This window comes from Streptomyces sp. NPDC058470, from assembly GCF_042721055.1.
Taxonomy (GTDB): Bacteria; Actinomycetota; Actinomycetes; order Streptomycetales; family Streptomycetaceae; genus Streptomyces.
The window spans coordinates 1-20,148 of record NZ_JBHXMF010000102.1; the positions used below are offsets into that span (position 1 = coordinate 1).

General features: G+C 69.9%; 15 protein-coding genes. 7 read left to right on the forward strand and 8 right to left on the reverse strand.

The features are described from left to right. Positions 1–112: 112 nt before the first annotated feature. A complete protein-coding gene (gene secA, locus ACFWP7_RS41005; RefSeq protein ID WP_384393179.1) occupies positions 113–2,926 on the reverse strand; it encodes a preprotein translocase subunit SecA in 2,814 nt (937 codons plus the stop codon). 244 nt (positions 2,927–3,170) lie between these two features. Here secA and ACFWP7_RS41010 point away from each other — a divergent pair, with 244 nt between their 5' ends. Beyond that, the gene (locus tag ACFWP7_RS41010; protein WP_384393182.1) at positions 3,171–3,761 is read left to right on the forward strand and encodes a GNAT family N-acetyltransferase; all 591 of its coding nucleotides are present in this window, start codon (positions 3,171–3,173) and stop codon (positions 3,759–3,761) included. Between the two features lie 186 nt (positions 3,762–3,947). Then, on the forward strand, positions 3,948–5,138 hold the full coding sequence (locus ACFWP7_RS41015; protein ID WP_384393185.1) for a winged helix-turn-helix domain-containing protein: 1,191 nt from the start codon (positions 3,948–3,950) through the stop codon (positions 5,136–5,138). Between the two features lie 61 nt (positions 5,139–5,199). Here the strand turns inward: ACFWP7_RS41015 and ACFWP7_RS41020 are convergent, their stop codons facing one another. The 7 genes from ACFWP7_RS41020 to mtnA form a co-directional block, all read right to left on the reverse strand. After that, positions 5,200–5,946, reverse strand: a complete 747-nt coding sequence (locus tag ACFWP7_RS41020; protein WP_384393188.1) for a response regulator — start codon at positions 5,944–5,946, stop codon at positions 5,200–5,202. A gap of 205 nt (positions 5,947–6,151) precedes the next feature. Then, entirely contained in the window at positions 6,152–6,844 is a 693-nt protein-coding gene (hpf, locus tag ACFWP7_RS41025; protein ID WP_384393191.1) for a ribosome hibernation-promoting factor, HPF/YfiA family, read from the reverse strand. A 317-nt stretch (positions 6,845–7,161) separates the two neighbouring features. Beyond that, positions 7,162–8,175, reverse strand: coding sequence for a ComF family protein (locus ACFWP7_RS41030; protein WP_384393194.1), 1,014 nt, complete (start codon positions 8,173–8,175; stop codon positions 7,162–7,164). Positions 8,176–8,456: 281 nt separating this feature from the next. Then, a complete protein-coding gene (locus ACFWP7_RS41035; protein ID WP_384393197.1) occupies positions 8,457–10,301 on the reverse strand; it encodes an LpqB family beta-propeller domain-containing protein in 1,845 nt (614 codons plus the stop codon). Continuing rightward, positions 10,291–12,384 (reverse strand): MtrAB system histidine kinase MtrB, encoded by a 2,094-nt coding sequence (mtrB, locus tag ACFWP7_RS41040; RefSeq protein ID WP_384393200.1) that lies wholly within the window; start codon positions 12,382–12,384, stop codon positions 10,291–10,293. Before mtrB ends, ACFWP7_RS41035 begins: the two co-directional genes overlap by 11 nt. 1 nt (position 12,385) lies before the next feature. After that, the gene (gene mtrA, locus ACFWP7_RS41045) at positions 12,386–13,075 is read right to left on the reverse strand and encodes a two-component system response regulator MtrA (RefSeq protein WP_199820881.1); all 690 of its coding nucleotides are present in this window, start codon (positions 13,073–13,075) and stop codon (positions 12,386–12,388) included. An 8-nt stretch (positions 13,076–13,083) separates the two neighbouring features. Continuing rightward, positions 13,084–14,229 (reverse strand): S-methyl-5-thioribose-1-phosphate isomerase, encoded by a 1,146-nt coding sequence (gene mtnA / locus ACFWP7_RS41050; RefSeq protein WP_384393203.1) that lies wholly within the window; start codon positions 14,227–14,229, stop codon positions 13,084–13,086. Positions 14,230–14,369: 140 nt separating this feature from the next. On the opposite strand from mtnA, the gene ACFWP7_RS41055 reads away from it, so the two are divergent. From ACFWP7_RS41055 to ACFWP7_RS41075, 5 genes are read left to right on the forward strand one after another with little or no spacing between them, the layout of a single operon-like run. After that, a complete protein-coding gene (locus ACFWP7_RS41055; protein ID WP_384393206.1) occupies positions 14,370–15,749 on the forward strand; it encodes a hypothetical protein in 1,380 nt (459 codons plus the stop codon). A 4-nt stretch (positions 15,750–15,753) separates the two neighbouring features. Next, positions 15,754–16,539 (forward strand): DUF4129 domain-containing protein, encoded by a 786-nt coding sequence (locus tag ACFWP7_RS41060; RefSeq protein ID WP_384393209.1) that lies wholly within the window; start codon positions 15,754–15,756, stop codon positions 16,537–16,539. After that, positions 16,536–17,750: a DUF4350 domain-containing protein gene (locus ACFWP7_RS41065; protein WP_384393212.1), complete on the forward strand. Its 1,215-nt coding sequence runs from the start codon at positions 16,536–16,538 to the stop codon at positions 17,748–17,750. Before ACFWP7_RS41060 ends, ACFWP7_RS41065 begins: the two co-directional genes overlap by 4 nt. Then, positions 17,750–18,739 carry an AAA family ATPase gene (locus ACFWP7_RS41070; protein WP_384393217.1) on the forward strand — a complete coding sequence of 330 codons (990 nt, stop codon included), beginning with the start codon at positions 17,750–17,752 and terminating at the stop codon, positions 18,737–18,739. Before ACFWP7_RS41065 ends, ACFWP7_RS41070 begins: the two co-directional genes overlap by 1 nt. Beyond that, positions 18,739–20,049 carry a DUF58 domain-containing protein gene (locus ACFWP7_RS41075; RefSeq protein ID WP_384393215.1) on the forward strand — a complete coding sequence of 437 codons (1,311 nt, stop codon included), beginning with the start codon at positions 18,739–18,741 and terminating at the stop codon, positions 20,047–20,049. Before ACFWP7_RS41070 ends, ACFWP7_RS41075 begins: the two co-directional genes overlap by 1 nt. Positions 20,050–20,148: the final 99 nt, after the last annotated feature.

The following is a 20,148-nucleotide window of genomic DNA, read 5'->3' on the forward strand; positions in this document are numbered from 1 at the left end:
CGCCGCATGACGACGGGGCGAAGTATCAGGGCCCGGGATTAACCAACAGCGTCCCCAAAAGGTGCCCGGCCCTCAGCCGACTACTGAACCGCTGAACCGCTGAAGGAAACGGTCACTTCTTGCGGCGACGCGCGCCCTTCTGCTGCTTACGGCGCTCCGCGCGCGTGAGGCCGTCCGACTCGGAGCGCACTGGCTCGTCGTCGTCGCTGGCGAAGTCGCCCTCGATGATGCCGCCCTCGCCGTCCACGGTGGGCGCCGAGAAGTGCAGCCTGTCCGGCCGTTGCGGGGCGTCGAGCCCCTTGGCGCGGATCTCGGGACGCGCACCCGCGGGGACGGTGTCCGACTTCTTGTCCAGCGAAGGCGCGGCGTCCGCGACCGGAACCTCCTCGACCTGCTGCTCGACCTGGACCTCCAGGTTGAACAGATAGCCGACGGACTCCTCCTTGATGCCGTCCATCATGGCGGTGAACATGTCGAAGCCCTCGCGCTGGTACTCGACCAGGGGGTCCTTCTGCGCCATGGCGCGCAGACCGATGCCCTCCTGGAGGTAGTCCATCTCGTAGAGGTGCTCACGCCACTTGCGGTCGAGGACCGACAGCACGACCCGGCGCTCCAGCTCACGCATGATCTCCGAGCCGAGCTGCTCCTCGCGGGCCGCGTACTGCTCGTGGACGTCGTCCTTGATGGACTCGGAGATGAAGTCGGCGGTCAGACCGGCACGGTCACCGGCGGCCTCCTCCAGCTCCTCGACGGTCACCTTCACCGGGTAGAGCTGCTTGAAGGCACCCCACAACCGGTCGACGTCCCACTCCTCGGCGAAGCCCTCGGCGGTCTCGGCCTCGATGTAGGCGTCGATCGTGTCGTCCGTGAAGTGCTGGATCTGCTCCTGCAGGTCCTCGCCCTCCAGGACGCGGCGGCGCTCGCCGTAGATGACCTCGCGCTGCCGGTTGAGGACCTCGTCGTACTTCAGAACGTTCTTACGGGTCTCGAAGTTCTGCTGCTCGACCTGCGACTGGGCGGACGCGATCGCGCGCGTGACCATCTTGTTCTCGATCGGTACGTCGTCGGGAACGTTCGCCATCGACATGACCCGCTCGACCATCGCGGCCTTGAAGAGGCGCATCAGATCGTCACCCAGCGAGAGGTAGAAGCGGGACTCGCCCGGGTCGCCCTGACGGCCGCTACGACCGCGCAGCTGGTTGTCGATACGCCGCGACTCGTGCCGCTCGGTGCCCAGCACGTACAGCCCGCCGAGGTCCTTGACCTCCTCGAACTCGGCCTCCACCGCCTTTGCGGCCCTCTCCAGGGCGGCAGGGAGCGCCGCGGCCCACTCCTCGATGTGCTCCTCGGGGTCGAGACCGCGCTGGCGCAGCTCCGCCTCGGCGAGATCGTCGGGGTTGCCGCCGAGCTTGATGTCCGTACCACGGCCGGCCATGTTCGTGGCCACGGTGACAGCGCCCTTGCGGCCGGCCTGGGCGATGATCGGCGCCTCACGGTCGTGCTGCTTCGCGTTCAGCACTTCGTGCTGGATGCCGCGCTTGGAGAGCTGCTGCGAGAGGTACTCGGACTTCTCGACCGAGGTCGTACCGACGAGGATCGGCTGGCCCTTCTCGTGCTTCTCGGCGATGTCGTCGACCACCGCGTCGAACTTGGCGACCTCGGTGCGGTAGATCAGGTCCGACTGGTCCTTGCGGACCATGGGCCTGTTGGTCGGGATCGGGACGACGCCGAGCTTGTAGATCTGGTGGAACTCGGCGGCCTCGGTCATCGCCGTACCGGTCATGCCGGAGAGCTTGTCGTAGAGGCGGAAGAAGTTCTGCAGGGTGATCGTGGCGAGCGTCTGGTTCTCGTCCTTGATGTCCACCCCTTCCTTCGCCTCGATCGCCTGGTGCATGCCCTCGTTGTAGCGGCGGCCGGCGAGGATACGGCCGGTGTGCTCGTCGACGATCATGACTTCGCCGTCGATGACGACGTAGTCCTTGTCCTTCTTGAAGAGTTCCTTGGCCTTGATGCCGTTGTTCAGGTAGCCGACGAGCGGCGTGTTCACCGACTCGTACAGGTTGTCGATACCCAGCCAGTCCTCGACCTTGGCGACGCCGGGTTCGTGGATGGCGACGGTGCGCTTCTTCTCGTCGACCTCGTAGTCCCCGGTCTCCTCGATGCCCTTGAGGGTGTTGCCCGCCTCGCCCCTCTTCAGCCGCGTGACCAGCTTGGCGAAGTCGCCGTACCACTTGGTGGCCTGGTCGGCGGGGCCGGAGATGATCAACGGCGTACGGGCCTCGTCGACGAGGATGGAGTCGACCTCGTCGACGATCGCGAAGTTGTGGCCCCGCTGCACCAGTTCGTCCTGCGACCACGCCATGTTGTCGCGCAGGTAGTCGAAGCCGAACTCGTTGTTCGTGCCGTAGGTGATGTCGCATGCGTACTGCTCGCGGCGCTGGGCCGGCGTCATGTTGGCGAGGATGCAGCCGACACTCAGACCCAGGAACTTGTGGACGCGACCCATCATTTCGGAGTCGCGCTCGGCCAGGTAGTCGTTGACCGTGATGAAGTGGACGCCGTCTCCGGTGAGGGCGTTCAGATACGCGGGCAGCGTGCCGACCAGGGTCTTGCCCTCGCCGGTCTTCATCTCCGCGACATAGCCGAGGTGGAGCGCGGCGCCACCCATCATCTGCACGTCGTAGTGACGCTGGCCAAGGACGCGCTTGGCAGCCTCACGGACGGTCGCGAAGGCCTCGGGCAGCAGGTCGTCGAGGCTCTCCCCGTCGGCGTACCGCTGCTTGTACTCATCGGTGAGGGCCCGCAGCTCGGCGTCGGAGAGGTCGACGAAGTCCTCTTCGATGGAGGTGACCTGGTCCGCGATGCGGTGCAGTTTGCGCAGGATCTTGCCTTCGCCTGCACGCATGATCTTTGAGAGGACGGACACTGGGCTATGTCTCCTTGCCGGTCGGGCCTGGGACGGTCGGTTGCAATGACAGATTCAATTAGCAGCTTGAGCAACGGCCATCGTAAGCGAGGACCCCACCGCACCGGGAGGCCTGCTCGTGAGAGCCACTAGGACAACGGCCAGGGGTTGCGGAAGGTGCCGCGTTCGCGTCGCGAAAAGTAATCGCGGACTCACTCTCAGCAAAGGAATGGCGCCCTCGCGCCCGCCCGAGCAGAATCGGCCGATGGACCCCGTCACCCTGACCACGGACCGTCTTCTGCTGCGCACCGTCGGCCCGCACGATACGGACGCCGTGTACGACGCCGTCCAGGACCCCGACATCCAGCGCTGGACCACGATCCCGTCGCCCTATCTCCGCGAGCACGCGGAGGGCTTCACGGACCAGATGGTGCCCGACGGCTGGGCTGACGGCTCCATGTTCACCTTCGGTGTCTTCCTCCCCTCCGCGGAGTTGGTGGGCATGCTCGCCATCACGATGCGGTCCCTGGGCGTCGGCGAGATCGGCTTCTGGGCGAAGAAGGAACACCGCGGCAACGGCTACATCACCGAGGCCGCGCTCGCCGCCTCCCGCTGGGCCTTCACCGACATCTCCCTCGACCGCGTCGAATGGCGCGCCCAGGTCGGCAACACAGCCTCCCGCGCCGTCGCCGAACACGCCGGCTTCACCCTCGAGGGCACCCTCCGCTCCGCCATCAACAACAAGGGCGTACGCCGAGACTGCTGGGTGGCCTCCCTGCTCCCCTCGGACCTGGGCCTCCCCTCGACAGCGCCGTACTTGCCGACGCCGACACCCTCCAGCCCGTCCGGCGTTTGAGGACGAGGCCGTTCAGGCCGACAGCGGGGTCTGGGGGCGGCAGCCCCCAGGTACGGGACGGGTAGGGGCGGAGGGGGCGAAAACCCCCAACCCCAGCCCCCGCGCCGGGCACCACGAAGCGGGCGCCCACCCCAGCCGGCATCACGGCCACCTCTCACTGTCAGTGGCACCGCCTACCGTGAGGACATGACCACCCTCCCGCCCCCCACCACCGAACTCTCCACAGACGAAGCCCGCCGAATCGCCCTACGGGCACAGGGTTTCCTGGGCGCCCCCGACCGCAGAGCCGGCGTACGCGGAGTCCTGCGGCACCTCGGCGCGGTCCAACTCGACACGATCTCCGTCCTCGCCCGCTCCCACGAACTCATCCCGTACGCCCGCCTGGGCGCGGTGGGCCGCAAGACGGTGGACGCGGCGTACTGGACGCCGGGTTCCGACGGCGCACCCCACGCCTTCGAGTACTGGTCCCACGCGGCCTGCGTCCTCCCCGTGGAGGAGTGGCCCCACTTCGCCTTCCGCCGCCGCGCCTACCGCGCCCGCCCGCACTGGAACCACGACCTGCCGGACGGCACCTACGACCAGGTCATCAAGCAGCTCCGCGCCGAAGGCCCCCTCACGGCCACGGATCTGGGCGGCGCGAAGAAGACCAGCGAGTGGTGGGACTGGTCGGGCACCAAGGTCGCCGTGGAGCGCGCGCTGATGTACGGCGAGGTGGTGTGCACCGAACGCCGCGGCTGGAAGCGGGTGTACGACCTCGCCGAGCGCGCCATCCCCGGCACGCTGCTCCATGACGAGCTGGACGACGCGGAGTGCGTGCGGCGCCTCGTCCGCCTCGCGGGCCAGTCCCTGGGCGTCGGCACGCGCGCGGACATCGCCGACTACCATCGCCTCAGGGGCGAGCAGGTCGACGCCGTGATCGCGGAATCGGGCCTGGTCCCGGTGACGGTGGAGGGCTGGGGCAAGCCCGCGTGGGCGGACCCGGCGGCCCTGGAGGCGCCCCCGCGCGGCCGCCACCGTACGACACTGCTGTCGCCGTTCGACTCGCTCGTCTGGGAGCGGGCCCGCACGGAGCGGATCTTCGGCTTCACGCACCGCCTGGAGGCCTACACCCCCAAGCCGAAGCGGGTGTACGGCTACTTCGCGATGCCGGTCCTCGCCGGCGGCCACCTGGTCGGCCGCGTGGACCCCGCCCGCGAGGGCCGCACCCTGGTCGCCAAGCAGGTCACCCTGGACGGCCCCAAGGCAGTCCCCGCGGTGGCCCAGGCCCTGGTGGAGGCCGCAAGCTGGGTGGACTGCACGGACGTACGGGTGGAACGGGTGGACGCTCCGGAGCTGCGCGCCCCGCTCACCAGAGAGCTGTCCCACGCCCTCGCGTGACCAGCCGATTCACACGCGACCGCCCAACCGACCCGAATCTCACCCGACCTCACCCGAGTGACTAGCGAATCTCGAGGATCTTCTCCCGCATCGCGTACACCACGGCCTCCATCCTGGAGTGCAGTTGCAGCTTCTCCAGGATGTTGCGCACGTGGTTCTTCACCGTGTTCTCGGAGATGAACAACTCCTTGGCGATATCCCGGTTGTTCATCCCGGTGGCGACGAGCTTGAGAACCTCCAGCTCGCGCTCCGTCAGCCGCGGCGCTGGCACCAGTCGTCGCTCGTCGGTGCGCTGGATCATCGACTTGAACTCGGTGAGCAGTTTCGACGCCATGGAGGGGCTGATCTGCGACTGCCCGTCGGCGACCGCGCGAATGGCCGTGGCCACTTCGTCCGTGGAAATCTCCTTGAGGAGATAACCGGTCGCGCCCGCCTTGATCGCGTCGTAGAGATCGGCCTCCTCGTCGCTGATCGTCAGCATGATGATCTTCGCGCTGGGGGCCACCTCCTTGATGGAGGTGCATGCCTCGATACCGCCCCGTTTCGGCATGCGTACGTCCATCAGCACGATGTCGGGCAGCAGGTCGGCCGCTTTGTCGACCGCCTCGGCCCCGTCACCCGCCTCACCGACGACCTGGATGTCCTCCTCGGCCGCGAGCACGATCTCCAGACCGCGGCGGAAGAGGGCGTGGTCGTCCACCACCAGGACCCGGATGGGCTCCTTGCGTGGAGACCCCGCGTCCGGGCCCATGCCGGTGACGCCGTCGTCGGCATCCCCGTCACGCATCGGTCCGAAGCTGTCCGCCATCGTTCCTCCCCCTGAAGGCCGTGGCCCTGTGTTTCTGTGCCATCGCCAACCCAAGGCAGCGGCCCACGGGTTGGGCCGGTGCGGCCATGATTCCATGCCCGGACGCCACTGCGGTGACAGAGCGGGGCGCGAGAGGTCGCACACCGGTGCCCCTGGGGGCGCATGAGCGCTCCAGGGGCACCGGCCCAACTGTCACCGGGGTGGATCAGCCGCCGAGCGCTCCGCCGGGCGCGGCCGACGCGGCGCGGGCGACCATCGGGTCCGTGTTGAGGTGGATCACGCCGTAGTCGTACGCGTGCCGCCGGTAGACGACACTCGGTTCCTTGGTCTCGGAGTCGACGAACAGATAGAAGTCGTGCCCGACCAGTTCCATCTCGTAGAGAGCCTGGTCCAGCGACATCGGTGCGGCCACGTGGGACTTCTCGCGGACGACGAGGGGGCCTTCGCCCATGACCTCGAGAGGGCCGACCTTCCTGGTCGGCACGCTGTCGGGCTCCTCGTCGTGGACGATGCTGCCGTCGCCGTTCAGCGTCGCGGCGTCCGGGACGCGGTCGGCGACCTCCGCGGCCGAGATCCTGCCGGTGCCACGGCGGGTGTAGCGCTTGTCGTGCTGCTTGCGCAGCCGGGCTTCGAGTTTGTCCGCCGCCAGGTCGAGTGCCGCATACGGATCGCTCGCCGACGCCTCCGCCCGGATCACCGGTCCGCGGGAGCGAAGCGTGATCTCCACTCGGTCACAACGGTCGGCCTGCCGGGGGTTGGGCTCCTTGGACACCTCGACGTCGAGGCTGATCACCTTGCCATCGAGCTTCTGGATCTTCTCCAGTTTCAGCTTCTCGGCCACGTGCTTGCGGAACCTCTCGGGCACCTCGGTCTTGCGGCCCTTGACGACGATGTCCACGCAGAACTCCGTTCCCGGATAGCTCCGCTCCACTGGCGGAGCATCTCCCTTTTGCACCAGGCTCCGGTGAGTCCCGGAACCTCGGACTCGGTGACTTTCACCTCCTCCTCCCCCATGGGCAAGATCTACACCCCAACCGAGGCGGGTGATTGCCAAAAAACCCGCGGCACGGCATTCGGATAAGCGAGGTACGGCCCGCGCCATTGCCTCACAACCGAACATATCTCGCCCGGACGGATGACGTCACCCTCTACTGCGGCGTACCTCCGTTCAGGTGAATTGGCCGACTCATTACCTGCAACGATGCAAGTTTCCAGTCAGTTCCGGTTTATTTCGAACGAGTCCGGAGGCGCCGCGACCACGGCCGCGCAGATCATGACTCCCGAGCCGCCCGCACCCGTCCTCGCCATGGCTCCCGCTCCGCCCATACCCGTCGCACCTCCGGCCTGGCACCTACCCGCGATTCCCCGGCCCACCGGTGGCCCGGCCGCCCTCTCCGCCGACATTGCCCGAGCCGGCGCCCTCCGTTCCCCTACCGCCGCCCCGTAGGCGTCGGCATCACCGATGTCCGCCACCGCCGCCCGTACGGCCCGTGCCGCCTCCGTCAACGAGGCGCCCGTCGTCATCAGGTCGTCCACCAGCACGATGCTGCTGCCGGCCGCCAGCAGCCGTTCACCCCCGGCAGCCACCTCCAGGGCACCCGCGAGATTGTCCAGCCGCTGCCGGGAGTTGAGCCCCGACTGGTCGGCCACGGCCCGCCGCTGCCGCAGCACGGCAAGCACCCGGGCCGGCGTCCCCGTGCGCCGCAGCTCACCCGCCGCGGCGAGCGCGATCCGCCGTGCCGGATCATGACCGCGCGCCCGCACCGCCCACCGCGAGGACGGCACAGGAACAAGCAGCACGGCCCCACGTCCGACTCCCCCGGGATCTCCCGGACCCGCCCGCTCCCGCCCCGACAACGGCTGCCCACCACCGCCTCCCGGACCACCGTCCGGATCCCCGGCCCGGCCCCCCTGCCCCACTCTCGATCCGCTCGCCCCCGACCAGCCGTCCACAGTCCCCGGCAACCCGCCCCCCACTCCCGACCGACCCTCGGTCCACAGCAGCCCGTTCCCGGCTCTCAGCTGCCCCTCCACGGCCATGAGCCGCCCGTCCGGCACAGAGAGGCGCACGTACCCCAGCCCTGCCCCCACAGCCCCGGCCAGCGCCGCGCCGAGGGGGCCCGCGAGCGGCAGCGCACCCCGTTCCTTGTGGGCGAGGAGCGCCGCCCGCACCTCGTCCTCGTAGGGAACCGCCGCGTGCACCACAGGCAGCCCGGCCGGCTCCGGCACCGGTCGCACCCGGCTCGGTGCGGCCCCTGTCAGGACGGCACGGCACTCAGGGCAGAGCACCGTGCGAGGCCTCCCGCAGCCTCCGCACTCGGCCGGCAGCACCAGATCCGTGAGGTCCTGCCACCACCCCCGCATGCCCACCACTGTGCCAAGACCCGGGCAGACCGGCCACCCCTGTGGATAACTCCCTGTGGACAACCCACGCAGCCGTCGGACAGCCCGATCGAGCCCGTCGCGGTGCCCCTCTCGACGCCGCCCGGCGTCACCCGCAGACCGGCGCGCTACCCGGGATAGACCGGCGCCGTCCCGTCCTTGACCACCGTCTGCCACTGCTCCCCGGACGACAGCCGCACGATCCCGTCCTCCTCCGAGTGCGCCACCAGCGGCAGCCGCTCATCCTCGGACGCGGCGATCTCCTTCACGCCCGTCAGCGCTGAGGGAGCCGTACCGACCGGAGTGGAGCCGTCGACCTGGACGTACGCCATCTGCTGGACGCCGCCCTCCTCGCGCCCGACCACCACCAGACGGCTGTCCCCGGCCCACGACATGGCCGTGACATCCTCCAGCTGCGGCGCCGCGGCACGCAGTTCGAGGAGGGAGACGACGGGGCGTTCGGCGGACTCGGTGTCGCGCTCGATACGGCCGATCTGCAGCGAGCTCTTGCCGTCCTTCTCGATGATCAGCGCGATCCGCACCCCGTCGGCGGAGACCCGTACCGCCTCGATGCGCCCGTCAAGGCCCGGCGCCGAGACCACCACAGGTTCGCCCGCGCCCTTCTCCAGCAGGAGCAGCCGGGGGTTCTCGGGATCGCGGTCGGCCACCCACAGGTCACCCCGCCCGTCCCAACTCGGCGTCGTCAGCCGGTCGTCCGGAGTCCTGCCCTCGCTGTGCAGCACCGCCTTGCCCAGCGAACTGCCCGACACCAGCGACCCGACGTACAGCGAACTCCCGTCGGTCGAGACCCCGGCAGCGATGTCCTCGTCCCGCGACACGGCGGCCGACCGCAACTTCGTCTCGCCCTCGCCCAGTGCACCGGGCACCGGCTCGGGCTGCTTGTCCCCGTTGCCGCTGGGCATCCGTACGAGGCGCTGCTTGCCGTCGATGAAGTACTCGTACTCGGGAGGCTGTCCCGTGCCGTGCGAGGCGACGCTCTCCGCCCGGTCCTCGGTCAGCACACACAGCTGCGAACCGTCCGACTTCTGCAGCTCGACCTCGTCCACACCTGTGGGCGTCAGGTCCTGCAGTGTGAAGAGAAGCTGGGTCGCCATCCTGGTGCACTGGGCCTGTCCGACCCGGTCGGCCTTGCCGTTCAGCGGAACCGTCACCCTGTTGCGGTCATCGGGCGACAGGGACTTGACGCCCTTCTTGAGCGCCGTACCGGAGGGGAAACTCGACGTCACCACCGGGTCCAGCCAACTGGTGGGCCCCTGCAGGAGGGTGCGGACCATCTCCGTCATCGGGTCCACCTCCCCGCGTACGTAGACCGGGTCGGCGACGGTCACGAGCTGTCCGTCGGTCCCTGAGGACCCGTTGGAAGCGAAGTAGTACTTGTTGACGGAGTCGTAGTTGCGCTCGAAGTCGGACTTGCCCATCACCACACCCTGGGGCAGCCTGTCGATGCGCCACTGCTTGTCCGGCTGCTGAGTGAGATGCACGGCCTCGGAGTACGAGCCGGACTCCGGCGCGTACGCGTGCTGCGTGTCCACCGTGGCGACCCTGTTGCCACTCAACTGGTACAGGAAATCGTCGTTGGCGCCCTCTCTGGCCCCCGACTGCACCACCTCGGTGTTGGGTCCGTCCGCGAGGACGTTCGTGGACTCGTAGGGGTCCCACGTCTTGTGGGCGCTCGCGGACAGATACAGGCGCGCCGTCGCGTACTCCGGGTCGTCGCTGGTCAGCGCCTCCAGGAAGCCCCGCACGATCTCCGCGGGCTGGGCGTCCTCCCGTGGTGGCATCGCGAAGACCCGGACCTGGGAGTCCGCACGTGGCGTGGACTCGACGTCACGCAGGTCCCCGCTGTCCGGCATCGAGGCGCATCCGGCCAGCAGCAGCGCACCGCAGCCGACATACGCGGCCACCCGCACCGGACGCCGTCGACCGCCGCTTCCCTCGCGGTCAGCGCCCACGAAATGCCTCCCCTTGCCCTTGTCCGAGCCCCTGCGACTCTCCGTCGGCTCTCCCGCGTTCCTGTACTGCCCGCTCGCCGTCCCCGGCAGGTGTGTCGTCCGCCCGTCGTGCGGCCCCGGTGGGCCGCGGCACCACGCGCGCGCCGTTGCCCGGCAGCGCCGTCGGGTCGGCCGTGGGCGACACCGCGGGCAGTCGCGGACCCATGGTCGTCCGAGTCGGCGTACTCCCGCTGACGGGCTGCTGCACCGGCACCGTCGCGAGCTTGCCACCGCCACCGGGCGGCAGACCGGCCTCATTAAGTCCACGATTTCGCCGCGAGTCCTTGGGCTCAAGCGGTATGGGCGACCCCCTCAGCGGTTCGTCCGCCGTCCGGGGCAGCGTGAGTCGGAACTGCGAACCGCCGCCCGGCTCGCCCCACGCCTGCAGCCAGCCGCCGTGCAGCCGCGCGTCCTCCAGGGCGATGGACAGCCCGAGCCCCGTTCCGCCCGTCGTACGCGCGCGTGCCGGATCCGCCCGCCAGAAGCGGCTGAAGACCCGGGTCGCCTCGCCGGGCTTTAGGCCCACCCCGTAGTCGCGCACCGCGACCGCGACCGCCCCGCCCGCCGCGGCCAGCTTGACCAGCACATCCTTGCCCTCGCCGTGCTCCACGGCGTTGACGACGAGATTGCGCAGCACCCGCTCCACCCGCCGGGCATCCGCCTCGGCGATCACCGGCTGCTGGTCACCGAGGACCCGTATGCGCGTGCCCTTGCGGTCGGCGAGCGGCTCGGCCCCGCTGACCACCCGTCGTACGACCACACGTAGGTCTATGGGCTCGGCCTCCAGCGCGGCCGCGCCCGCGTCGAAGCGGCTGATCTCCAGCAGGTCCGCGAGCAGCGTCTCGAAACGGTCCAGCTGGTCGGCGAGCAACTCGGCCGACCGCGCGGTCATCGGATCGAAGTCCACGCGCGCGTCGTGGATGACGTCGGCGGCCATCCGGACGGTCGTCAGCGGCGTACGCAGCTCGTGCGAGACATCGGAGACGAACCGCCGCTGCATCCGCGACAGTTCCTCCAACTGCTGGATCTTCAGCTGCAGGTTCTGCGCCATCTTGTTGAAGGCCTCGCCGAGCCGCGCGATGTCGTCCTCGCCGGTGACCTTCATACGTTCCTGGAGGCGCCCGGCGGACAGCCGTTCGGCGATGCCCGCCGCCATCCGTACGGGCGTGACGACCTGGCGCACCACGAGCCAGGCGATGGCCCCAAGGAGCACCACGACGAACAGCCCAGCCGTCGCAAGCGTCCCCTTGACCAGACTCAGCGACTTCTCCTCCTGGGTCAGCGGGAAGAGGTAGTAGAGCTGGTACGTGTCGTTGTTGGGGTCGTTGACCTCCTTGCCGATGACCAGCGCCGGCTGCGGATCCTTGGCGTCCTTGTAGACGACCCTTGTGTAGCTCTGGGCCGCCACCGTGCTGCCCTCGACACGGTCGCGCAGGTCCTCCGGCACACTCAGCGTCGGGTCGACGTTCCCGGAGGAGCGCGGCCCGAGTCCTCCGCCGCCGTCACCGGCCACGGTGGAGCTGAGCGTCACAACGTCGAAGGCGCCCTGGCCGCCGCTGGAGAGGGACACCACGAGGTCGCTCATCCACTGGCTGACGTTCTTGGCGGGGCGGCCGTCCGGGCTCGACGTGTCGGCGCCGTTCGCCGTCGCCGCCGAGTCCGCGTTCTGCTTGGCCACCGAGAATCCGCCGGTGGCCTGGCTCTGCGACGCCTTCACCTTGGCGTCCAGCAGGCCGTTGCGCACCTGCCCGATGACGACGAAGCCGAGCAGCAGCACCACGCCGAGGGACATCAGCAGCGTGGTGACGACGATCTTGAGCTGGATGTTGCGCCGCCACAGCCTTATCACCGGCAGCAGCGGACGGCGCACCCAGCGCATGAACAGCCGAAGGACCGGGCTGCCCTGGACTCCGCCCTGAAGCAGCCCTCCCTCGACGAACTGCATCCAGCGGGAGCCCGGGGAGCCCGTCACCTTCTGGCCGACAGGCCGCCCCGAACGGACCCCCGGCTCACCGGGCGCCGAAGCGGCACTGTCCCGGGACATGTCAGCTCGGTCCGGCCTTGTAACCGACGCCACGGACGGTCACCACGATCTCCGGCCGCTCCGGGTCCTTCTCGACCTTGGAGCGCAGCCGCTGGACATGGACGTTGACCAGGCGGGTGTCGGCGGCGTGCCGGTATCCCCACACCTGCTCGAGGAGCACCTCTCGGGTGAACACCTGCCACGGCTTCCGGGCGAGCGCCACCAGCAGGTCGAACTCCAGCGGCGTCAGCGCGATGGACAGCCCGTCCCGCTTCACAGAGTGACCGGCCACGTCGATGACGAGGTCACCTATGGCCAGCTGCTCCGGCGCCGGTTCCTCGGAACGGCGCAGCCGCGCCCTGATCCGCGCGACCAGCTCCTTCGGCTTGAACGGCTTCACGATGTAGTCGTCCGCGCCCGACTCGAGGCCCACCACGACATCGACGGTGTCGCTCTTCGCCGTGAGCATCACGATCGGCACCCCGGACTCCGCCCTGATCAGGCGGCACACCTCGATACCGTCCCGGCCGGGAAGCATCAGGTCCAGGAGCACCAGATCGGGCTTGCTCTCACGGAAAGCGGCCAGCGCCTTGTCGCCGTCGGCTACGAAAGACGGCTCAAAACCTTCACCACGCAACACAATGCCGAGCATCTCGGCCAGTGCGGTGTCGTCATCGACGACAAGGACTCGTCCCTTCATAAACGACATCATCCCATTAACTAAATCGTTACCTGGCGTGACCTGTCACACAGCTCGGCAAGCGCCTCAGCTGTCACGGGCGACACAGCGCCCTCTTCGGTCACGATCGCCGTCACCAACTCGGGCGGCGTCACATCGAACGCCGGGTTGTACGCCTGGGTCCCCAGGGGTGCCACCGGTATCCCGCCTCCCGCTTCCACTCCTGCCACCGGCACCTGCGGTGCTGTGATCTCCGTCACTTCATGACCGGGGCGCTGCTCGACCTCGATGGATGCCCCGTTCGGGGTGCCCAGGTCCACCGTCGTCAGCGGCGCCACCACGATGAACGGCACGTGGTGGTAACGGGCCAGCACCGCGAGCGGATAGCTCCCCACCTTGTTCGCCACCGAACCGTCGGCCGCGATCCGGTCGGCGCCGATCAGTACCGCGTCCACCTCTCCCGCCGAGAACAGCGAGCCCGCCGCATTGTCCGTGAGCAAGGTGTACGCCATTCCGTTGCGCGCCGCTTCGTACGCCGTCAGGCGAGCACCTTGCAGCAAAGGCCGTGTTTCGTCCACCCACAGCCTGCGCAGCTGCCCCGCCCGGTGCGCCGCGAGGGCCACCGCGAACGCCGTGCCCTCCCCGCCGGACACCAGCGCCCCGGTGTTGCAGTGCGTCAGAATCCGGTGCCCGCCGCCCGGCAGCAACTCGTCGAGCAGCGCCAGCCCGTGCACGGCCATCCGCGCGCTGGCCTCGGCGTCTTCCCGGTGCAGCGCCCGCGCCTCAGTGAGCGCCGCCCCGGCCGCCCGCTCCGGATCACCACCGCCGGAGAGTGCGGCCCGGTATGCCGCCTGCGCCCTGCGTACGCCGACAGCGAGGTTCACCGCGGTCGGCCGGGCCCCGGCCAGCGCGCGGGCGGCATCGTCCACGTCGAAGCCGCGTACGGCGGCGAGCGCGACGCCGTACGCCCCAGCGATACCGAGCAGCGGCGCCCCGCGCACGGCGAGCGTGCGGATCGCCTCCACCAGCGCGGGCGCGTCCGTGCACACGAGCTCGACTTCCTCGGCCGGCAGTCTCGTCTGGTCGAGGAGGACAAGTACGGGGCCTTCGGGTGGCTCGTCCCAGCGGATCGCGGGTATCTCCGTCGGCCCGCTGTCCTCGCGGGATTGCGCGTACTGATCAGCCATCCGCCCAGTCTGCCCCGTACCCGGCAGACAATTGAAGGTGTACAGCTCATACGACCGCCGGTCCCCAGCCGCGCACACCGTGGCACGATGGCTGCCAACCTGCCGCCGCGCCCGCGGACGGACACCGTGAAGGAGCGACGATGAACGACACTCCGGGCTGGGCCTCGCCCGGATCTGCCCCCTCCGACGGGCAGGGGCCGGACACCTCCGGCGCCGCGCAGCCCACGGAGCAGCCCGCGGACCAGGGCAGCACGGACCAGCCGGACGCCCCTTCGCAGTGGTCCAAGGAGCAGCCCCCGCCCGGTCAGTGGTCCGCCCCCGGCCCCCAGGACGCCATCCCCGGCCAGACCCCGCCACCACCGCCTCCTCCCGGCCCGGGCTGGGGCGGCCAGTACCCCGGCGGCCCGGGCGGCTACGGAGCCCAGGGTGGATACGGCGGTCACGGGGGCGGCGGCTGGGGCGGCCCCGGCTACGGCGGCCCGGGTGGTCCCGGCGGCTGGGGAGGCAACTGGGGTGGCCCGCCGCCCGCGGCCAAACCCGGCGTGATCCCGCTCCGTCCGCTCGGCATCGGCGAGATCCTCGACGGCGCGGTCTCCACGATGCGCACGTACTGGCGCACCGTCCTCGGCATCTCGCTGACCGTCGCGGTGGTCACCGAGATCGCGATCGTCCTGTTCCAGGGCTTCGTCCTGGACGACAGCTCCACTACGGACACCCTCAACGACTCGACCGCCACCGTCAGTGAGGTGGGCAGCGCCCTCGGGACCACCCTGCTGGGCTCCGGTGCCGTCCTGCTCATCACCCTGCTCGGCACCATCGTCGCCACGGCTCTGCTTACGACCGTGACCAGCCGCGCCGTGCTCGGCAAGCCGGTGACCACCCCTGAGGCCTGGCGGGATGCCCGTCCTCAGCTTCCGAAGCTGTTCGGCCTGACCATCCTGCTGCCGCTGATCGCCGCCGCGATCGTCGCGGTCGGCATCCTGCCCGGAGTGATCGTCGGGGTGGCCGTCTCGGGTGACGCGGGCATCGCGCTCGCCGTCATCGGCGGACTCGGCGCGAGCGTTGTAGCCGTCTGGCTGATGACCCGCTTCTCGCTCGCCTCGCCCGCCCTGATGCTGGAGAAGCAGAGTGTCTTCAAGTCGATGAGCCGCTCCGCGAAGCTCGTGCGCGGTTCCTGGTGGCGCGTTTTCGGCATCCAGCTGCTTGCCACGATCATCGCCAACATCATGGCCTCGATCATCGTCATCCCGTTCACCTTCCTCGCCGCGGCGCTGAGCGGCGACGGCATCACCGGCTTCCTCGACAGCGACAGCGGCTCCCTCGGCTGGACGTTCCTCGTCATCAGCGGGATCGGCTCGGTGATCGGATCCACGCTGACCTTCCCCGTCACCGCCGGAGTCACGGTGCTCCTCTACATCGACCAGCGCATCCGACGCGAGGCCCTCGACCTCGACCTGGCCCGCGCCGCCGGCGTCCAGGACTACGGCTCCGCCGCCCCCGGCACCACTCCGGGGAGCTGATGGGGTGAGCCTGGCGGGGGGAGTTCTCACAGCGGTACTGGCACTACCGCGCAATGGCATCACAGGCGTCGTGGCACTACCGCGCAACGGCGTCACAGCCGTCCTGGCACGTCCGCTCACCGGCGACGAACCGCCGGTGACGATCCCACGCGACCCCGCGCGGGAGGCGGCCGAACGCGAGCTGTCCAAGCCGATGTACCACGAGAACGATCCCAGCCTGGCCCAGCGCGCCCTGGACGCCTTCTGGGACTGGGTCGACAAGCTGTTCGGGGCCGCCTCGACCGTGACTCCCGGGGGAGCGCTCGGGCTTGTCGTCATCGTGCTGGCCGTGCTGGCGGTCCTGGCCGCACTGTGGTGGCGCCTGGGCACCCCGCACCGCGCCCCCACATCGGCCCCGGCACTCTTCGACGACCGCCCCCGCAGCGCCGCCGAACACCGCGCCTCGGCCGAAGCACACGCCGCCCAGGGCCACTGGAACCAAGCCGTCCAGGAACGCATGCGCGCCATGGTCCGGTCTCTGGAAGAGCGCGCCCTGCTCGATCCGCGCCCCGGCCGCACCGCGGACGAGGCAGCCGCCGAGGCTGCCCGCACCTTGCCCTCCCACGCGGACCGACTGCGCGCCGCGGCACGGGACTTCGACGACGTGACGTACGGCGGACGAACCGCGGAACCGCGCACGTACCAGCGCCTCACCGAGCTCGACCGCGACCTGGAGCACACCAAACCCGTACTCACGAGCAGCAGCCCCCAGAGCCCGGCCCACAACGCCCGCCAGGGGGCTGCCCGATGACCGAGGCCACCCTCCAGTCGACCCCGGCCCCGGCCCCGACCTCGGTCTCGCCCACCGCCCGCCAGCGGTGGACGCGCGCCCGCGGAGTCGTCCTCGCGGTCGTGATCCTCCTCGCGGCCGCCATCGCGATCGCCGCCGTCCGCTCCAACGCCCAGCACGGCCGGCTCGACCCCCGCTCCGCCGACCCCTCCGGCAGCCGAGCCGTCGCCGAACTCCTCGCCGACCAGGGCGTCTCCACCCGCGTGGTCAGCACCCTGGACGGGGCTCGCGCCGCAGCCGGCCCCGACACCACCCTCCTGATCGCCGCCCCGGACCTGCTGACCGACCGACAGCAGACCCTCCTCCGTACGGTGACCGAGAACTCCGGCGGCCGCACGATCCTGATCTCCCCGACGTCGCCCTCCCTGGGCATCCTCGCCCCGGCAGTCACCGCCGACCCCGTGACCAGCTTCGACTCGAAGCTCTCCCCGAGGTGTGACCTGCCCGCCGCCAAGCGCGCGGGCACCGCCGACACGGGCGGTATCCGCTACACCACCACCGATCCCATCGCCGACGCCTGCTACCTCAGTGAAGGCCTGCCCACCCTGCTGCGCGTCCCGGCGCTCAAGGGGGACGGCGACACCGTCGTACTCGGCGCCCCCGACATCCTTTACAACTCCCGCCTCGACAAGCACGGCAACGCCTCGCTCGCCCTCCAACTGCTTGGTTCCCGTCCCCACTTGGTCTGGTACCTCCCCTCGCTCTCCGATCCCTCGGCCACCGAAGCGGGCGACCAGGGCTTCTTCGACCTACTGCCCTCGGGCTGGCTCTGGGGCACGCTGCAGCTCTTCATCGCGGCAGGCCTGGCCGCCTTCTGGAGGGCACGCCGACTGGGCCCCCTCGTACCCGAACGCCTCCCCGTAGCGATCCGCGCCTCCGAAACCGTCGAAGGCCGCGCCCGTCTCTACCGCAAGGCCAACGCCCGCGACCGCGCGGCCACCGCCCTGCGCTCCACCACCCGCACCCGCCTCGCCCCCCTCGTAGGCGTCCCCGTCACCCAGGCACACGCGCCCGAGTCCTTGCTCCCCGCCCTGTCCGCCCAACTCCGCGGCCAACGCGACGGACAGGCCCTGCACTCCCTCCTCTTCGGGCCGTCACCCCACAACGACGCGGCCCTCATCTCCCTCGCCGACCAACTCGACGCCTTCGAAAGAGAGGTACGCCATTCATGATGGACCCGACCACTGACAACGCCGGGAACACCGGGGACCAGGGCACCGCCCGCGCCTCCTTGGAAGCCCTGCGCGCCGAAATCGCGAAAGCCGTGGTCGGCCAGGACCCCGCCGTGACCGGTCTCGTCGTCGCCCTCCTCTGCCGCGGACATGTCCTCCTCGAAGGAGTCCCCGGAGTCGCGAAAACGTTGCTCGTACGCGCCCTCGCATCGGCACTGGAACTCGACACCAAACGCGTCCAGTTCACCCCCGACCTGATGCCGAGCGACATCACCGGCTCCCTCGTCTACGACGCCCGCACCGCCGAGTTTTCTTTCCAGCCGGGCCCGGTCTTCACCAACCTCCTGCTCGCCGACGAGATCAACCGCACCCCGCCCAAGACCCAGGCCTCCCTCCTCGAAGCCATGGAGGAACGCCAGGTCACGGTCGACGGCACCGCACGCCCGCTCCCCGATCCGTTCCTGGTGGCCGCGACCCAGAACCCGGTCGAGTACGAGGGCACGTATCCCCTGCCCGAAGCCCAACTGGACCGCTTCCTCCTCAAACTGACGATCCCTCTGCCGTCCCGGCAGGACGAGATCAGCGTCCTCACCCGCCACGCCGAGGGCTTCAACCCGCGTGACCTGCGCGCAGCCGGCGTACGCCCCGTAGCGGGCCCCGCAGACCTGGAAGCCGCCCGCGCCGCAGTCGCGAAGACCTCGGTCTCCCCCGAAATCACCGGCTACGTGGTGGACATCTGCCGCGCCACCCGCGAATCACCGTCCCTCGCCCTCGGCGTCTCCCCGCGCGGCGCGACGGCCCTCCTCGCCACCGCCCGAGCCTGGGCCTGGCTGACCGGCCGCGACTACGTCATCCCTGACGACGTAAAGGCCCTCGCCCTCCCCACGCTCCGCCACCGGGTCCAACTCCGTCCCGAGGCCGAGATGGAGGGCGTCACCGCCGACTCCGTCATCACCGCGATCCTCGCCCACGTCCCCGTCCCCCGCTGATGCCGCTCACCGGACGCGCTGCCCTCCTGGCAGCCCTGGGCACACTCCCCATCGGCATCTGGGAGCCGAGCTGGACAGGCATCCTCGCCGTCAACGGCCCGCTGGCCCTGGCCTGCGCCTGCGACGCCGCCCTGGCAGCACCTGTACGCCGCCTCGGCCTGACCCGCTCCGGCGACACCTCGGTACGCCTCGGCGAAACCGCCGACGTCACCCTGACCGTCACCAACCCCTCCGGCCGCCCCCTCCGCGCCCGGCTCCGCGACGCCTGGCCGCCAAGCAGCTGGGAACCCGGCACCGAAGTCGCCGCTTCCCGCCACCGCCTGACGGTCCCGGCCGGCGAACGCCGACGCCTGACCACCCGCCTACGCCCCACCCGCCGCGGCGACCGCCAGTCCGACCGCGTCACTATCCGCTCCTATGGCCCACTCGGACTGTTCTCCCGCCAGGGCAACCACAAGGTTCCCTGGACAGTACGAGTCCTGCCGCCCTTCACCAGCCGCAAGCACCTCCCCTCCAGGCTGGCCCGGCTCCGCGAACTCGACGGCCGCACCAGCGTGCTGACCCGCGGCGAGGGCACGGAATTCGACAGCCTCCGCGAGTACGTCCCCGGCGACGACACCCGTTCCATCGACTGGCGCGCCACAGCCCGCCGCACCACAGTCGCCGTACGCACCTGGCGCCCCGAACGCGACCGCCACATCCTTCTCGTCCTCGACACGGGCCGCACCTCAGCAGGCCGCGTCGACGACGCCCCACGCCTCGACGCCTCCATGGATGCGGCCCTACTCCTCGCAGCCCTGGCCTCCCGAGCCGGCGACCGCGTAGACCTCCTCGCGTACGACCGCCGAGTACGCGCCCTTGTCCAGGGCCGAGCGGCAGGCGAACTCCTCCCGTCCCTGGTCAACGCAATGGCGCCCCTGGAACCGGAACTCGTCGAGCTGGACGCACGCGGCCTCACCGCCACAGCACTCCGTACGGCCCCACGCCGCTCCCTGATCGTGCTGCTGACGAGCCTGGACACGGCCCCCATCGAGGAAGGCCTGCTCCCGGTGCTCTCCAGCCTGACGCAACGCCACACTGTTCTCCTGGCATCAGTGGCGGACCCGCACATCGCCCGCATGGCAGCATCTCGCGGCAACACCGAAGCGGTGTATGAGGCGGCAGCCGCGGCCCAGGCCCAGACAGAACGCCATCGCACCGCCGAAAGGCTCCAGCGCCACGGTGTCACCGTCGTCGACGCGACTCCTGAGAACCTCGCACCGGCCCTCGCGGATGCGTATCTGGCACTGAAGGCCGCCGGCCGACTATAGGCAAGCGCAAAAGAAGAAAGGGGGTCTCTTTTTCCAAGAGACCCCCTTCAAACACAGAAAGACCAAGACCCTGAACGCAGAAAACCCCCGTACCGTTTC

Bases quoted from the DNA above. Each gene is read 5' to 3' on its own strand.
- ACFWP7_RS41010 (WP_384393182.1), top strand. From the start codon at position 3,171: ATGGACCCCGTCACCCTGACCACGGACCGTCTTCTGCTGCGCACCGTC.
- ACFWP7_RS41015 (WP_384393185.1), top strand. From the start codon at position 3,948: ATGACCACCCTCCCGCCCCCCACCACCGAACTCTCCACAGACGAAGCC.
- ACFWP7_RS41020 (WP_384393188.1), bottom strand. From the start codon at position 5,946: ATGGCGGACAGCTTCGGACCGATGCGTGACGGGGATGCCGACGACGGC.
- mtrB (WP_384393200.1), bottom strand. From the start codon at position 12,384: ATGTCCCGGGACAGTGCCGCTTCGGCGCCCGGTGAGCCGGGGGTCCGT.
- mtrA (WP_199820881.1), bottom strand. From the start codon at position 13,075: ATGATGTCGTTTATGAAGGGACGAGTCCTTGTCGTCGATGACGACACC.
- mtnA (WP_384393203.1), bottom strand. From the start codon at position 14,229: ATGGCTGATCAGTACGCGCAATCCCGCGAGGACAGCGGGCCGACGGAG.
- ACFWP7_RS41055 (WP_384393206.1), top strand. From the start codon at position 14,370: ATGAACGACACTCCGGGCTGGGCCTCGCCCGGATCTGCCCCCTCCGAC.
- ACFWP7_RS41065 (WP_384393212.1), top strand. From the start codon at position 16,536: ATGACCGAGGCCACCCTCCAGTCGACCCCGGCCCCGGCCCCGACCTCG.
- ACFWP7_RS41070 (WP_384393217.1), top strand. From the start codon at position 17,750: ATGGACCCGACCACTGACAACGCCGGGAACACCGGGGACCAGGGCACC.
- ACFWP7_RS41075 (WP_384393215.1), top strand. From the start codon at position 18,739: ATGCCGCTCACCGGACGCGCTGCCCTCCTGGCAGCCCTGGGCACACTC.